General features: G+C 66.0%; 13 protein-coding genes. 8 read left to right on the top strand and 5 right to left on the bottom strand.

The features are described 5' to 3' along the window. The first annotated feature begins 69 nt into the window (after positions 1–69). From ABD156_RS32825 to ABD156_RS32805, 5 genes are all read left to right on the top strand, one after another. The gene (locus ABD156_RS32825) at positions 70–2,640 is read left to right on the top strand and encodes a Z1 domain-containing protein (protein ID WP_344282797.1); all 2,571 of its coding nucleotides are present in this window, start codon (positions 70–72) and stop codon (positions 2,638–2,640) included. Further along, entirely contained in the window at positions 2,640–3,641 is a 1,002-nt protein-coding gene (locus ABD156_RS32820; RefSeq protein ID WP_344282794.1) for a PD-(D/E)XK motif protein, read from the top strand. The genes ABD156_RS32825 and ABD156_RS32820 overlap by 1 nt, the downstream gene beginning before the upstream one ends. Next, the gene (locus tag ABD156_RS32815; protein WP_344282791.1) at positions 3,638–5,572 is read left to right on the top strand and encodes a hypothetical protein; all 1,935 of its coding nucleotides are present in this window, start codon (positions 3,638–3,640) and stop codon (positions 5,570–5,572) included. The genes ABD156_RS32820 and ABD156_RS32815 overlap by 4 nt, the downstream gene beginning before the upstream one ends. 62 nt (positions 5,573–5,634) lie before the next feature. Next, positions 5,635–6,465: a hypothetical protein gene (locus tag ABD156_RS32810; protein WP_344282788.1), complete on the top strand. Its 831-nt coding sequence runs from the start codon at positions 5,635–5,637 to the stop codon at positions 6,463–6,465. After that, a complete protein-coding gene (locus ABD156_RS32805; protein ID WP_344282786.1) occupies positions 6,465–7,244 on the top strand; it encodes a DUF6339 family protein in 780 nt (259 codons plus the stop codon). Before ABD156_RS32810 ends, ABD156_RS32805 begins: the two co-directional genes overlap by 1 nt. Positions 7,245–7,257: 13 nt before the next feature. Here ABD156_RS32805 and ABD156_RS32800 read toward each other — a convergent pair whose 3' ends face one another. Together ABD156_RS32800 and ABD156_RS32795 are read right to left on the bottom strand one after the other, a co-directional pair. After that, complete coding sequence (locus ABD156_RS32800; protein WP_377926016.1) at positions 7,258–7,836, bottom strand: SCP2 sterol-binding domain-containing protein; 579 nt, start codon at positions 7,834–7,836, stop codon at positions 7,258–7,260. A 30-nt stretch (positions 7,837–7,866) separates the two neighbouring features. Further along, complete coding sequence (locus ABD156_RS32795) at positions 7,867–8,511, bottom strand: SCP2 sterol-binding domain-containing protein (protein WP_344282780.1); 645 nt, start codon at positions 8,509–8,511, stop codon at positions 7,867–7,869. Between the two features lie 121 nt (positions 8,512–8,632). Here ABD156_RS32795 and ABD156_RS32790 point away from each other — a divergent pair, with 121 nt between their 5' ends. Together ABD156_RS32790 and ABD156_RS32785 are read left to right on the top strand one after the other, a co-directional pair. After that, a complete protein-coding gene (locus tag ABD156_RS32790) occupies positions 8,633–9,289 on the top strand; it encodes a TetR/AcrR family transcriptional regulator (protein ID WP_344282777.1) in 657 nt (218 codons plus the stop codon). Beyond that, positions 9,286–9,807, top strand: a complete 522-nt coding sequence (locus ABD156_RS32785; protein ID WP_344282774.1) for a hypothetical protein — start codon at positions 9,286–9,288, stop codon at positions 9,805–9,807. Before ABD156_RS32790 ends, ABD156_RS32785 begins: the two co-directional genes overlap by 4 nt. Here ABD156_RS32785 and ABD156_RS32780 read toward each other — a convergent pair. Together ABD156_RS32780 and ABD156_RS32775 are read right to left on the bottom strand one after the other, a co-directional pair. Next, the gene (locus ABD156_RS32780) at positions 9,796–10,635 is read right to left on the bottom strand and encodes a MaoC/PaaZ C-terminal domain-containing protein (RefSeq protein WP_344282771.1); all 840 of its coding nucleotides are present in this window, start codon (positions 10,633–10,635) and stop codon (positions 9,796–9,798) included. The two genes, ABD156_RS32785 and ABD156_RS32780, sit on opposite strands and share 12 nt — an antisense overlap. Positions 10,636–10,638: 3 nt before the next feature. Beyond that, positions 10,639–11,973 (bottom strand): 3-oxoacyl-ACP reductase, encoded by a 1,335-nt coding sequence (locus tag ABD156_RS32775; RefSeq protein WP_344282768.1) that lies wholly within the window; start codon positions 11,971–11,973, stop codon positions 10,639–10,641. 95 nt (positions 11,974–12,068) lie between these two features. Here ABD156_RS32775 and ABD156_RS32770 point away from each other — a divergent pair, with 95 nt between their 5' ends. Beyond that, entirely contained in the window at positions 12,069–13,358 is a 1,290-nt protein-coding gene (locus ABD156_RS32770; RefSeq protein ID WP_344282765.1) for an acetyl-CoA C-acetyltransferase, read from the top strand. A gap of 72 nt (positions 13,359–13,430) precedes the next feature. On the opposite strand, the gene ABD156_RS32765 is transcribed toward ABD156_RS32770, so the two are convergent. Then, positions 13,431–13,937, bottom strand: a complete 507-nt coding sequence (locus tag ABD156_RS32765; RefSeq protein WP_344282762.1) for a DoxX family protein — start codon at positions 13,935–13,937, stop codon at positions 13,431–13,433. Positions 13,938–14,093 lie beyond the last annotated feature (156 nt).

Below are 14,093 nucleotides of genomic sequence, written 5' to 3'. Positions count from 1 at the left end.
CCTGACGGAGTTGGCGGCGGGCCCTACCGTGGATGTGCACCGCCAAGAACGGACGCGGATGGAGGAAAGGTGCCCAACGAGTTCGACCAGCAGTACTCGGCGTTCCTCGACTTGGTGGACTCCGGTACCCCCGAAAGCGCGTTGAAGAAGATGGAGTTGTTCGGCGCGACGGAGGATCTCCTGCAGCGGATCGCGGATCGGCACGAGCAGGAGACGATCAAGATCCGAGAACGCGAGGAACCGAGAAGCGTCGTCCTCGGCAACCGGTCCACCTGGTACACGGGTGCCCGCCCGCAAGACAAGTACTGGCCTGCCCTCGAAAGTCTCCTCCGGAAGTCCGGCTGGACGGACAAGAGCCTCAACGATCTTGACGACGCGTCGACCAGGGTGGTTTCCCTGCTGAGCCATCCACAGGAGCGGACCTTCTCGACCAAAGGGCTGGTCGTCGGCTATGTACAGTCCGGCAAGACCACCAATTTCACGGCGGTCACAGCGAAAGCGGCCGACCGAGGCTACAAACTCTTCATCGTGCTCGCCGGCATCCACAACGGTCTGCGCAGGCAGACGCAGCTCCGGTTGGTGCAACAACTGGTGGACCCCAACCGATCGCGGTGGCACCAACTGACGGACCCGGACAAGGACTTCACTCCGCCCGCCAACGCCGCCTCGTACTTCGCCAAGAACAACAAGCAACACGTTCTGTGCGTGATCAAGAAAAACCCTCGTGTGCTCGAGAAGTTCTCGGCGTGGCTCGAAACGGCAGCCGCGTACCTGTCGGATTGCCCGGCCTTGATCATCGACGACGAAGCCGATCAGGCGACTGTCGCCACGGACAAGATCAACCCGCTTATCTGCGAGATACTCGACCGACTGCCGAAGTCTGCCTACGTCGGGTACACCGCGACGCCCTTCGCCAACCTCTTGATCGACCCGTCGGTGAAGGATCTTTATCCCGAGCACTTCATCGTGAATCTCCCCAAACCCGAAGGCCACTTCGGCACTGAAGTCCTCTTCGGACGCGAAGTCATGGACGGCGAGGATCCCGAGGACGTGTTCGCCGGGTACGACATGATCCGGGAGGTACCGAAGTCCGAAGCGGATCTCGTCCGGCCGATTTCGCGAGCGGACACGGACGGATTCCAGCCGGTGATCACCGAAACGCTGCGCTCGGCGATCCTGTACTTCTGGCTGTGTACCGCCGCGCGTCGAGTTCGAAAGACGGGGAACCCGCACTCGACCATGCTGGTGCACACGAGTGTGAACACCTCCGTGCACAACAGCTTCAAGCATCCGCTCAGCAAACTGCGGAACGAGAGCAAAGCGTCGTTGCTCGCCGAGGACCCTGACCTGCTCGCGGAGCTGCGTAGGCTCTGGGACCAGGAAACCGCGAAGGTGCCTGCCGAGCAGTTCGGCGAGCAGAGGGTCTCGTTCGAGGAGCTGGAACCCCTGCTGCCGGACGTCCTGCGCGACTGCCGGATCATCATGGACAACTCGGGCAGCAAAGATCGCCTTGACTACGAGCACGGCCCGGTAGTCGCCATCGCGGTCGGCGGGAACACGCTTTCTCGCGGACTCACGCTCGAAGGCCTCACTGTGAGTTTCTTCGTGCGAGCCGTGTCCGCTTACGACACCTTGCTCCAGATGGGACGGTGGTTCGGCTTCCGCAACGGCTATGCGGACCTGCCGAGAATCTGGATGACCGACGAACTGCGCGACTGGTTCCGGCACATCGCGACTGTCGAGAGCCAGATGCGTCGCGACATCGACATCTACCTGGTCGAAGACAAGACGCCGCTGACCTTTGCGGTACGGCTGCGCACTCATCCATCGCTTCGCGTCACGGCTGCGGCGAAGATGACGAACGCAGTGCCATCCGCCTCGGCGTACGGTGGTCAACGAGTACAGACTCGCTACTTCCGCACCGATCGCGAATGGCTACAAGCCAACCAAGCGGCAGCCCGCACGTTGATCGAGAAAGCGGCGGCCGAAGGGCAAGAGGACAGGAGCGTCCGAGACCAGGACAAACTGATCCGGGGTGTTCCGCACAACCTCGTCATCGACTTCTTGCGCGACTACAGCTTCCACGAGAACTCGATGGAATGCGACTCAACGCAGTTGACCGAGTACATCGCCAGGCGAATCGCCAAGTCCGGCGCGCTCCGCGACTGGAATGTCGCGATCATCGGCGGTTCAGCAGGTGAAGACGTACCGAAGACCTTCACGTTCTCTGCCGGCTACACGGTTCGGATGGTCACCCGGTCAGCGCTCGACGGGGCCGACCCCGCCGTTGTCGACATCAAGACCCTGATGAGCCGCCGGGATGCGGCGATCGATCTCGATGTCTCAGCGGTCAAAGGCGAGCTGACCGAGGAGAAGATCAAGGGACTGCGTCTCGGGCAGAGCCCAGACACCGCCTTGCTCGCGCTCTACGCGATCGACAAGGACTCCGCACCGAGCAACCTGCGCAAAGACAAGCGCCGAGCGCTCAACGCGGAGGACCACGTGATCGGCGTCGGCCTCGTCTTCCCGGCACCCTCGTCGGACGATTCGACAGTGGAATGGCAGTCCGTCGCCACAAACCTGGCCAACGTCCGCATCGAGGAAGAAGATCTGAGCGCCCTCGAAGCGATGGACGTCTGATGCCCGTGTCTCTGCGGAGGGTCGTCGACGACCACTGGGAACGCCTCGAAGAGGAGCGAGTGTCCGGTCCCGACCACGTGCGAACCTCCGAACTCCCGGTGACCACCCCGGCCGGATCGTTGCTCGCGGCGGTCGACCACATGGGGAATCGGCACGTACTCGTGCCCTTGACCGCCAACCAACACGTCCGGACCGACCGTCGCGGTGCGGCGCTGGCGGTCCGCGAGCGACCACTCGAGAACGGGGAGATTTACGAGCGCTACGCAGACCTGGGCTGTCTTCGCCGAGACCTCGACGAAGTGTTCACCGGTCTGGTCTCGGATGTGCTTTCCGCGGTGGAGACAACGCCGGAACGACCGCTCAAAGCGCTCTACACGGTCCTCAATCGATGGCGAGATCTGTTCCGACATGCTCCTGCGCCGCTGGGCATAGATCAACTCGCGGGCCTCTTCGGAGAGCTGGTGGTGCTGAATGAGTTGCTGGCCGGGAGAAGCACCGCAGTCGACTTCTGGACCGGACCGTCCGGACATCACCACGACTTCACGATCGGATCGCATGGCATCGAGGTGAAGACCTCGACTGCCACGCGGGATCGCACAGCGCGGATCCACGGAATCAATCAGCTCCAGCCTCCGCCACACGGCGACCTCGACCTGGTATGGATCCGGCTGGAGTCTGTCGCGGAACAAGGCAAGACGCTCGCCGAACTGGTCGAGAGCGCGCGGCGCGCAGGTGATGACGACGCTAGCCTCCTGCTCAAGCTTGCCGAGGCGGGATACCTGACCGCTGACGCGGAGCGGTATCACGACGTGCGCTTCGAGATTCGCGAGCAGCGTTGGTACGAGGTAGGCGAGGATTTCCCCCGGATCGACCCCGCCGCGGTGCCTGCCGATGTCTCCGAGCTCGATTACACCCTCGACCTCGCTGGACAACGGCCGCACGCCACCGACCCGGACGAAATCCGTGCCCGGGTCCAGCGGATCACCCGGGAGAACACATGACCGAGGCATCCTGGCACTCTCAGCGTTTCCCTCCGGAAGGGGCGAGCGCCGCGGAGGGCATCCGCAACCAGCTCGGCCGCCCCGAACTCGATCTGCTGACGATCCTCGTACGCGAGTCGGCTCAGAACAGCTGGGACGCGCGAATCGGCGACACCACGGTCGACTATCACCTGGACTTGCGAATCGTGAGTCCGGCACACGCCCCGAGCTGGCGTGAACTGCTCACCAGGCGGGTGCCCGCCCACGAAAATCTGCCACTGCGAAAGTCGCTATCCGGCTCCGCCATCCGAATCTTGACGGTGTCGGACCGAGGGACGACTGGGTTGGGCGGCCCCACTCGAGCCGACAACGCTGTCGTCGAGAACCACGACTTCGTTTCCTTCATCCGGAACATCGGCGAACCGCGCGACACCGAACTCGGCGGTGGCACCTACGGTTTCGGCAAGGGGATTTTCTACTTGTTGAGCGGGCCGGGCACCGTGCTGGTGCACACGCGGTGTCGAGTTGCCGGCGGGTACGAAACCCGCTTGATGGGCTGCGCGCTGTGGAAGAGCTATGCGGAAGGCGAAGGACTCTCCGGACATCGGTTCACCGGTCGCCATTGGTGGGGCGCTCCTTCTCCCGACGGCGTCGTCGAACCGCTGGTCGGTATCGAAGCCGAAGAAACGGCGGAACGCCTGGGACTTCGTCAATTCGGCGACGACGAGACCGGTACGACCGTCGTCGTCATCGACCCGGATCTCGGCGAGCGGACGACGGAGGAAGCGGGCAGCTATCTGGCGGATACGATCGCCTGGAATCTGTGGCCGAAAATGCTCACGGATTCCATCGACCACCCGCCCATGCGATTTTCGGTGCAGTGCAACGGGATCACCGTGCCAGTCCCAAATCCGAGAGAAACCAGCCCGCTCGACATGTTCGTCGCGGCGCACGAGACCATGCGCTCGGAAAACGGGCGCTCGCTCGAATGCCGAAAACCGAAAGCCAAACTCGGAAACCTGGGTTTCGAGAAGCGCTTCCTGCCCCCGTTCGACGAAACTCCGGCAGGCGCGGCGTCGGGCATCGGAACCACAGTTCATCACGTCTGCCTCATGCGTACGGCCGAACTGGTCGTGACCTATCACGAGGGCCCGAAGCCAGCGGCTGAGTATGTCTCGTACGCTGGAGTCTTCCGCGCGGACACAGCACTCGACAGCACATTCGCCGCCTCGGAGCCTCCGACTCACGACGCTTGGCACTGGCAGTCCCTTGACGGTTGGGACAAGACCTTCGTCAAGACCACCTTCACTCGCATCCGTGAAGCAGTCGAAGAACTGATCGAGGTGGACGGTCGTGTACGCGCCAGTTCTTCAGAGATCGCACTGGGCGCGGCCAGCCGCGCGTTCTCCGACCTGGTGGCAGGTTCTTGGGGCAACGGCGGTGCCTCCGACTACCGGATCGCGTTCAAGCCCGCCCCGCCTCCTAAGGAACCCGTCGCGGCGCAACACACCGGCGACCTGTACGCCCCGGCAGCGGACAACGGCCCAGTCGCCGAAACCGTCCCGACCGGCAGCAGCGCCGATCCCGCCGCTCACGCCCGGCCGGGCGGCCGCAAAGCGCGTGTGGAGTATCTCGACACGCCGTACTACGAGGTGCGAGCGGGCCACTTGGTCCTGATCCAGGCCTTCTGTATCTCCGCGCCTGGTGCGCATCGGTGCGTCGCGGACCTCGCGGTGACGTTGGCGGGCAGTAGCAGTCGCGAAACCGATCCGCCCCGAGGGGCGGACGAACCGCAGTTCTTCGGATGGGAGGGACCAGACGGCGCGCTGCACCGAGAGATGACGCAAGTACTAGAGGGGGACGGTCAAGTCTGGCGAGTCCTAGTCCGACCCGCACCCGACACAATGACCGAGATTACCGTGGTCACGGAGCGCGCGGAGGTCCTCCCGTGAGCAAACAGGCGCCGCCGTACCGTCTCGCCGCCCCTGGCTCGGTCGTGGCCGAGCCTTGGCAATTGCTGCTGGACGACGTGCCAGTCGAGCTGCCGGAGTCCCTGAGCGATTGGGACTATCAAATGGACCTGCCGGTCCGACAGCAGGTCAGAGTCGATGTAGACCTCGTCCGGCAAGCGACTGGCCTCCCACCGTCCGCGAAACTCACCCTGGCGATGGTGTGGACCGCGACCGGATCCGGACTGAAAGCAGCGGGATCGCGAGTCTTGCTGCCCGAGGCGGGGACGGTCACAGTCCAACTCGACGCGCTGCTGTCCGGAAACCAATTAGGCGGCCTGCTGGTTCTCGAGACCGCGTTGGTTCTCGCGGAGTACTGCGATTCCGGGGCCTTGGCCTCCCCACGCCGGGCTGGGTCCGTGCTGTGGGCAGATCAACGCAGCACTCGTCTCCAAGGCGACGCCGCGCTCTTCCCGATGGCCGTGGTCGATTTCTCGAGAACCCAGTATCCCGAGGACGCGGGCTGGCATATGGAGATCGGCGGTGACCTGGAGACGGCCACGATGGGCGCCCTGCTGCTTTTGGTGAACGAGCGCAAAAAGGTGGTCGTAGAGGCCCTGCGCAACGCGGCCAAACCAAGGGCAGTCGATCGAGTCGTGTTGTCGACGGTCCATGCGGACGTTGCCCGGACGTTGGTCGATCACGCATTGCGCGAACCCGATTTCTCGTTGAACGCCGACTACGGCGATGAAAGCTTGGGTGCCACGTTGCAAGCGCTCGTCGCCAGGCTATTCCCCGAGCAAAGCGTGTCCCACTTGCGCCGCAGACAGCAGCAGTCACCCATCGCGTTCGCTACTGAGCTGCAACACGCCGTTCGGATCTTGGAGGAGGACTGATGAGCGTTCTCTACCCACGCTTGCTTCCCCGCCAGGCCCACGCCCTCTATGAGCAGTACAAGACCTTGCCGATCGCGGAACTTGAGCAGCAGGTGAGCGTACGACACGAATCAGCTGTCTACGCGGCGACCGGCGGCGACCGGGTCCGAGACAAAGACTTGGACCAGTTGCGCCGTGCCGTCGTGGCCGCCGCGCGCGAAGCTGGTTTCCCGAACGAACCGACGGCGGGCGCACGGACAGACTTCGACCGGGCGGTCGCCGAACTTCTGCACCGGACCACGGGCTTGGCTCCCGCGGAGGCTGCGGCTCGGGATATCTGGGTATTCCTCGCACTCGTGCTGCTGCCTGATGTCTCTTTCTGGCGCTTCGAAAAACGGACCGACGAAAGGTTCCTGGCCAAGGACTTGACTCGGCACGTGTTCGGCAGGCTCTGGTGGCGAGCACACCTGGTGCACGACCCGGAGAGCGCCGACCCGTATGCGGCGTTACGCATTCTCGGCGAGGGGGCTTTCGATCAAATTTACGCCCGGCGACGCGCGCTCGGCGGCAGCCCTCAGCTGGTTCGCGGCATCCTCCAGGTGTGGAATGAGCTCGACACCGGAGGGGTGAACGAGACCGACCTGTTGAAGGACTTCCTCAAACGATTGCTGCGACTCGGTGCCTTTATGTCGTTCGAGACGCTGGAGGATGAACAGCTCAAAGGCGAGGTGCGCCGGGCAGCCCATGATTCGCTCCATGCGTTCCTGGCAGAACGACAGCCGCGCCACGCGCTGGGATGAGGTAAGCCGTCCGCTAGTCCGCCCCAGTCGGCTTAGGAATGTCGAAATACCCAGACAACCGCACCGCAGGCGCGTACTCTCCCTTGACCTTCACCTTCCCCGTCACGAACATCGCCGCCACTGCCGCGTTCCCGGTCGCCATCCGGATGAAGTCCTCTACCGCCACCGTGATCGTCGTGTCCGGAGTGCGGGCCAGGTCGGTGCTCGACACGCACAGGCCGTCCTCAATCACCGTTTGGTAGCGGTCGAAATCGTCCCCGGCGGGAAACCGCCAGGAGACCACGATGTCCACGTGCCTGGCTCGTTCCGGGCGGAAGTGTTCCGACATCCGGCGGAAGATCTCGTCCAGGAAGACCGCGCGCAGCTCGTCGTGGTCGGCTATGCCTTTCAGCTGCTCCCGCGAAGCCGACGCGACGACATCGACTAAGGCCTGGGTGGTCAGCGAGCCGATGTCGATGCCGGCTCCGGCTGTGCCGAGCATGTGCAGCGTCTCCAAGACCTGCACGAACTGCTCCGGCGTCAGTTTGCCCACCTCGAGGGTGCGGGCGAAACCGTTCACCGCGTGCTCACCGGGTGAGTGCGCGGCACGCATGCGCGAGCGCCAGCGGGACACCGGAGCGGCTCAGGCCGGTCGGGGGAGGTCGAAGTGGCCGGCCAACCCGGCTGCGAAGGCCAGGTCGCCCTTGACCTTGAGTTTTCCGGTCACGAACAGGACCGCGGGCGTCGCCTGGTGGGTGATGATGCGGAAGAAGTCCACGGGCGAAAGCGTAATCGTCACGCGGGCCTTCTCGCGCATTTCGCGGGACACGGTGCAGGTTCCGTCGGAAAGCACCGTCTCGTAGCGGTCGTAGCCGCCCTCGCCGGTGCCGCCGGACAGCCGCCAGTGCACGACCGCGTGCAGCGACTTCGCACGGATGTGCGCTCCCATGCGCGCGAAGATCTCGTCCAGCACCCGCTCCCGCAGCGGGCGTTCGGCGACCACGGCCTCCAGCTGCGCCCGCGACGCGCGCGCCACCAGCGTGGCGAACTTCGTCGGGTCGACCTTGTCCAGCGAGAACGCCGGCACCTGCTCCGACAGCCGCACCAACGCCGCCAGCAGGCGGTTCATGTCGGAACGGCCCAGCTCACGGGGGTCAATGGCGTCCGCGACCGCGTTGACGTCGAGCGCGCTCGCGTCGACGGCTTCGGTGCGGTCCAGCGCGTCCAGCAGCGCGACCCCGCGCAGGCCGGCCAGGTCAGAGCTGGTCGCCTCCGGGTTGTCGGCCATCTTCCACCCCTTCCAGAACTTTCCGCCGTAAGGCTACCGGTGAGTAGGTAGCCCGGCAAGCAACGCCGGGGGCCTGGCTCCGGGTACCGTCCGTGCCAGCGAGAGGGAGGAAACAACCACCGTGCCCGACGAAGATCAGCGCCCACCCGAGCGAGCGAGACGGCTCCCGAGGGCGGTCCGTGAACGCCAGATCCTGGACGCCGCGGTGCGGGTGTTCTCCCAGCACGGCTACCACTCGGCGTCGATGGACGAGATCTCCGAGGTCGCGGGCGTCTCCAAGCCGATGATCTACACCTACCTCGGCTCGAAGGAAGACCTCTTCGGCAAGAGCATCCAGCGCGAGGCGACCCGCCTGCTGGAAGCCATCCAGGCCGGCGTGCAGCCCGACCTCCCGCCGGACATGCAGCTGTGGCACGGCCTGCGCTCGTTCTACCGCTTCGTCGCCGAGTACCGCGAGTCCTGGACGGTGCTGCACCGCCAGGCGCTGACGGTCGGCGGCGGGTTCGCGGCGGAGATCACCGCGATGCGCACGCGCGCGATCGAACTGGTCGCGGCGCTCGTGGTGGCCGCGGGGACGCGCAAGGGCCTCGGCGAGCAGACGGAGTTCTCCGGGCCAGGGCTGGCCGCCGCGCTGGTCGGCGCGGCGGAATCGCTGGCCGACTGGGCACTGGACCACCCGGAGATCTCCGACGGCGTGCTCGCGTCCTGGCTGATGAACCTGGTGTGGCTGGGATTCAACGACCTTGTGGAGGGGCAGGTCTGGAAGCCCTCAGAGTGAGCGGCGCGGCTCTGACTGTCTCGATCTGCGCGTTGGTGTTCACGGTCTTCTCGTTCTGGTGGCTCAACGCGCGACCGGGTCGGCTGAAGACCTTCCCGCCGCACACCTTTGCCTCCGGCCCAGAGCGGGACGGCGGGCAGTCGGTACTCATCCCGCTGGTTCTCCACAACACCGGCGCACTGCCGATTGTGGTTCGAGATCTCCGCGTCGTGGTGCTGGGAGAACCGGCGATGAGCGTGCTGAAATGGGAGAGAACGCGTCCCCGGCTACGCGGCGAAAACGACGCCGACCTCCCGGCAACGTTCGCCGTTCCCGGTCGGAGCGTCACCCAGATATTCGCTGAGTTCGACTCCGCTCCGCCGGGCTTCCAGAACCTAGATCGCGAGATTCGCGTTGAGGCTCAACTCGGACGGCGGGCAAGGTGGCACCACGTCGTCACTTTCGTGCTTCACACATCGGCGGCCATTCATCCCGAGCAGTACCTCGAGTACCGAAACGAGAAGCCCTCAGAGGGCTGAGATCACCCCGTCCAAATGGGGCTTCGGCTTCCGGGCGTGCCACAGCTCAAAAGCCCACCCGTCATCCGTCTGCCAGGTTGTGAAAGCCGCGCGGCCGGGCAGCAGCACCGGTTGCTTGAAGCGCACCGCGACGCTGTACGCGTCCGGCAGCCGGCCCTCGAAGGACGCCAGCGCGTGCGCCTTCGTCCACATGCCGTGCGCGATCGCCTTCGGGAAGCCGAACAGGCGCGCGGTCAGCGGGTGCAGGTGGATCGGGTTGCGGTCACCGGAAACCTCGGCATAGCGGCGGCCGATGTCTCCCGGGACGTGCCACAGCGCGGACGGCTTCGGGGGCGTCAGCTGGGTGCGCGGACCCCCGGAACCAGAACCCGAGCCGGTGCGGCGGAGATAAGTCGACACCTCGCTCCACACGGTGTCCGCGCCCGAGTGGACCTCGCTCACCATGTCGAACTGGGTGCCTTTTTCGTGCGGGCGCAGGTTTTCCGCGCGCACGCTCACCCGGAACGTCTCGCCGAGCAGCAGCGGACGGTGCTGCGTGATCCGGTTCTCGACGTGCACCAAACCCAGCAGCGGGAACGGGAAACCCGGCTCGGTCATCAAGGCCATCTGCAGTCCGAAGACCAGCATGTGCGGATACGTCGCCGGAAGCGCGTCCGAGAAGCGGAATCCGCAGACTTCGTTGTAGGCCGCGACATGTGCGGGATCAACGACGACCTCCGGGCGCACCAACTCCGTACTAGGCAGAGTCGAGCCGCCGCCTCGGCGGAGCAGGGCTTTCGGGTACAGCGTCGCCAGGCTTGGCGCGCTCGTCACTTCACGAACGGCCATCCCTCACGCCCCCAGCAGCGCCTGGCCGCACACGCGGACCAGGTTTCCGTTGACCGCGGCCGACGCCGGATTGGCATACCAGGCAATGGTTTCCGCGACGTCCACCGGCAGCCCGCCCTGGCCGAGACTCGACAGCCGCCGTCCGGCCTCGCGGATGAACAGCGGGACCGCGGCGGTCATCTTGGTCTCGATGAACCCAGGCGCGACCGCGTTGATCGTGCCGCCGTACTCCGCGAGCTGCGGCGCGCCGACGTTCACCATCCCGATCACGCCCGCCTTCGACGTCGCGTAGTTCGTCTGGCCGACGTTGCCCGCGATGCCGGCGATGGACGAAACCCCGATGACCCGGCCGTTTTCGCGCAGGACCTTGTCGCCGAGGAGCTTGTCGTTCACCGCGAGCTGCGCGGCGAGGTTCACCGAAATCACCGACTCCCAGCCGCCCTCGGTCATGTTGCCGAGTGTCTTGTCGCGGGTGATTCCGGCGTTGTGCACCACGACATCCACGCCGCCGTGGCGGGAAGTCAGGTACTCGGCGAGCTTGGCGGGCGCGTCCGCGGCAGTGATGTCCAGCTGCAGCGCCGAACCGCCGATCCGATTGGCCACAGTGGACAGATCGCCGCCCTGCGCGGGGATGTCCAGCGCGACCACGTGCGCGCCGTCGCGGGCGAGCGTTTCGGCGATCGCCTCGCCGATGCCGCGCGACGCACCGGTGACCAGGGCGACCTTGCCGTCCAGCGGCTTGTCCCAGTTCTCCGGCGTGGGCGCGGTCTTCGCGTGCGTGCCGACACGGATGACCTGGCCGTCCACGAACGCCGACTTCGCCGAGAGCAGGAACCGCAGCGTCGACTCGGCCGCTTCCTCAGCCCCTTCGGCCACGTACACCAGTTGCGCCGTCGCGCCGCGCTTGAGCTCCTTGCCGACCGAGCGGACGAAACCCTCCAGCGCGCGCTGGGCGATCCGCTCGCGGCCCTCGGCCAGCTCCGGCGGCGTGCCGAGCACGACCACCCGGCCCGACGGTCCCACCTTGCGGATCACCGGGTGGAAGAACCGGTAGACCTCGCGCAGCTGTCCCGGATCCTTAACGCCGGTGGCGTCGAAAACCAGCGCCGCCTGCCGGTCGGCCGGTGCGCTGATCACCTCGATGCCCGCCTCGGTGAGCTGTGCCCGGACCGTCTTCTCCAGCCGGCCGCCGGGCGCGGCGCCGAGAAGTGCGGGACCCTCGAGTGCGGGTTGGCCGGGACGGTGCCGGCGCAACGTCGCGGGATTGGGCAGGCCGAGCTTCGGCACCACGAATTTCCCCAGCGGAGTCCTCGTGAACTGCTGGTACCTGTCCGCCATCACGTGCCTCCCGTGCAGTCTGCGTCACGTCGCAGTCTAACCTACTCGCTAGTAGGTTACAGTGTGAAAGGGACGACTCAGAGAGGTGGACGCCCATGGCGACCAGGAAAGCCCCGGCAGTGCGCAAGGTCGCGATCGTCGGCGGAAACCGGATCCCCTTCGCCCGGTCGAACGGCCCGTACTCCCGGGCCTCGAACCAGGACATGTTCACCGCCGCGCTGGACGGTCTCGTCAGCCGGTTTTCGCTGCAGGGCGAGGTGATCGGGGAGGTCGCCGCCGGCGCGGTGCTCAAGCACTCCAAGGACTTCAACCTCGCCCGCGAGAGCGTGCTGGGCAGCAAGCTCTCGCCCGCGACGGCGGCGTCGGACGTCCAGATGGCGTGCGGCACCGGATTGCAGGCAGTCATCAACGTCGCCCACAAGATCGCCCTCGGGGAGATCGATTCGGCGATCGCGGGCGGCGTGGACACCACGAGTGACGCCCCACTGGCGGTGAACGCCAACCTGCGCCAGATCCTCGTGCAGCTCAACGCCGCGAAGACGCTCGCCGACCGGCTCAAGCTGGTCGCGAAGCTCCGGCCGGGCCACATCGTCCCGGAGATCCCGCGCAACGCCGAACCGCGCACCGGATTGTCGATGGGGGAGCACGCCGCGCTCACCGCGCAGGTCTGGGACGTTACCCGCGAGGCGCAGGACGAACTCGCCGCGACCAGTCACCGCAACCTCGCCGCCGCCTACGACCGCGGATTCTTCGACGACCTGGTCACGCCGTACCTCAAGCTCGCCCGCGACCAGAACCTCCGCCCGGACTCCTCGGTCGAAAAGCTCGCCAAGCTCAAGCCGGTCTACGGCGGCCCGGACGGAACCATGACGGCGGGCAACTCGACGCCGCTCACCGACGGCGCGTCGACCGTGCTGCTCGCGACCGAGCAGTGGGCGAAGGCGCACAACCTGCCGGTGCTGGCGTACCTGACGTTCAGCCAGACCGCCGCCGTCGATTACGTGCACGGCGACGAGGGACTGCTGATGGCCCCGGCGTACGCGGTGCCGCGGATGCTCGAACGCGCCGGATTGACGTTGCAGGACTTCGACTTCTACGAGATCCACGAGGCGTTCGCGTCTCAGGTGCTCGCCACGCTCAAGGCATGGGAGGACCCGGCGTTCGCCAAGGAGAAGCTCGGCCTCGACGCGCCGCTCGGCTCGATCGACCGCGCCAAGCTCAACGTGAACGGCTCCTCGCTGGCGGCCGGGCACCCGTTCGCGGCGACCGGCGGCCGGATCGTCGCGACGCTCGCGAAGCTGCTGAACGAGAAGGGTTCCGGGCGCGGCCTGATCTCCATTTGCGCGGCGGGCGGCCAGGGCGTCACCGCGATTCTGGAGAAGTAAGCCAAGGTCCGTGAAGGGCTCCTTGAGGGAATCTGATTCCCTCAAGGAGCCCTTCACGGACGTTGAGCCAAGTCAGTCGGTGAGCGACTTCTCCGCGCGCTTGGCCAGTTTGTCGGCGCGCTTGCCCGCCTTCTTCGCCGTGCGCCGGGCCCGCCAGCCCAGCGACGGCTTGCCCGCCGTGTCGCCCGCGGCCAGCAGCAGCCCGCCGGCCAGCGACGCGTTCTTGATGAACTGGATCTGCTGGGCCTGCTTCTCGCCCGGATCGGTCAGCGCCCAGAACCGGTGCGAGGCCAGCGTCGTCGGCACCAGCGACCCGAGCAGCGCCACCGCCGCCAGGCGCGGGGCCTTGCCGCTCGCCAGCGCGAGCCCGGCGCCGATCTTGACCGCCGCGTCGATCCGCACCAGCGTGGCCGGATCGCGCGGGACCTGGTCCGGCACCAGTCCCTCGACCTTGTCGAAGGTCTCGGTGAGGAACGGTTCGGCCGCCTTCGCGTGGCCCTGGGTGTCGCGCAGGGCACCGATGCCGCCGAACACGAAGATCGACGCGAGCAGTGGACGTGCCACCCGGCGCAGTATCACGGTCTCGCCTCTCTGGTCTGGAATCCCTGAAGAAGAACCTACAACCGGGATTGCCCGCCCCGCTCCCCGCCGAACCGAGCTAGCGATACCTAGCAGAATATTGCTCTGGTCCTAGATTACCTTAGACAGCTCTATCGGGCTGCGGGCTTGACCTTG

This window comes from Amycolatopsis albidoflavus, from assembly GCF_039525725.1.
Classification (GTDB): Bacteria; Actinomycetota; Actinomycetes; order Mycobacteriales; family Pseudonocardiaceae; genus Amycolatopsis; species Amycolatopsis albidoflava.
Note: the sequence above shows the minus strand (reverse complement) of the source record. Positions and strands in the feature narration are given on the sequence as shown.

What these genes read in the sequence shown, in the direction of transcription:
- ABD156_RS32820 (WP_344282794.1), top strand. Translation starts at nt 2,640, where the DNA reads ATGCCCGTGTCTCTGCGGAGGGTCGTCGACGACCACTGGGAACGCCTC.
- ABD156_RS32815 (WP_344282791.1), top strand. Translation starts at nt 3,638, where the DNA reads ATGACCGAGGCATCCTGGCACTCTCAGCGTTTCCCTCCGGAAGGGGCG.
- ABD156_RS32805 (WP_344282786.1), top strand. Translation starts at nt 6,465, where the DNA reads ATGAGCGTTCTCTACCCACGCTTGCTTCCCCGCCAGGCCCACGCCCTC.
- ABD156_RS32800 (WP_377926016.1), bottom strand. Translation starts at nt 7,836, where the DNA reads ATGCGTGCCGCGCACTCACCCGGTGAGCACGCGGTGAACGGTTTCGCC.
- ABD156_RS32795 (WP_344282780.1), bottom strand. Translation starts at nt 8,511, where the DNA reads ATGGCCGACAACCCGGAGGCGACCAGCTCTGACCTGGCCGGCCTGCGC.
- ABD156_RS32780 (WP_344282771.1), bottom strand. Translation starts at nt 10,635, where the DNA reads ATGGCCGTTCGTGAAGTGACGAGCGCGCCAAGCCTGGCGACGCTGTAC.
- ABD156_RS32775 (WP_344282768.1), bottom strand. Translation starts at nt 11,973, where the DNA reads ATGGCGGACAGGTACCAGCAGTTCACGAGGACTCCGCTGGGGAAATTC.
- ABD156_RS32770 (WP_344282765.1), top strand. Translation starts at nt 12,069, where the DNA reads ATGGCGACCAGGAAAGCCCCGGCAGTGCGCAAGGTCGCGATCGTCGGC.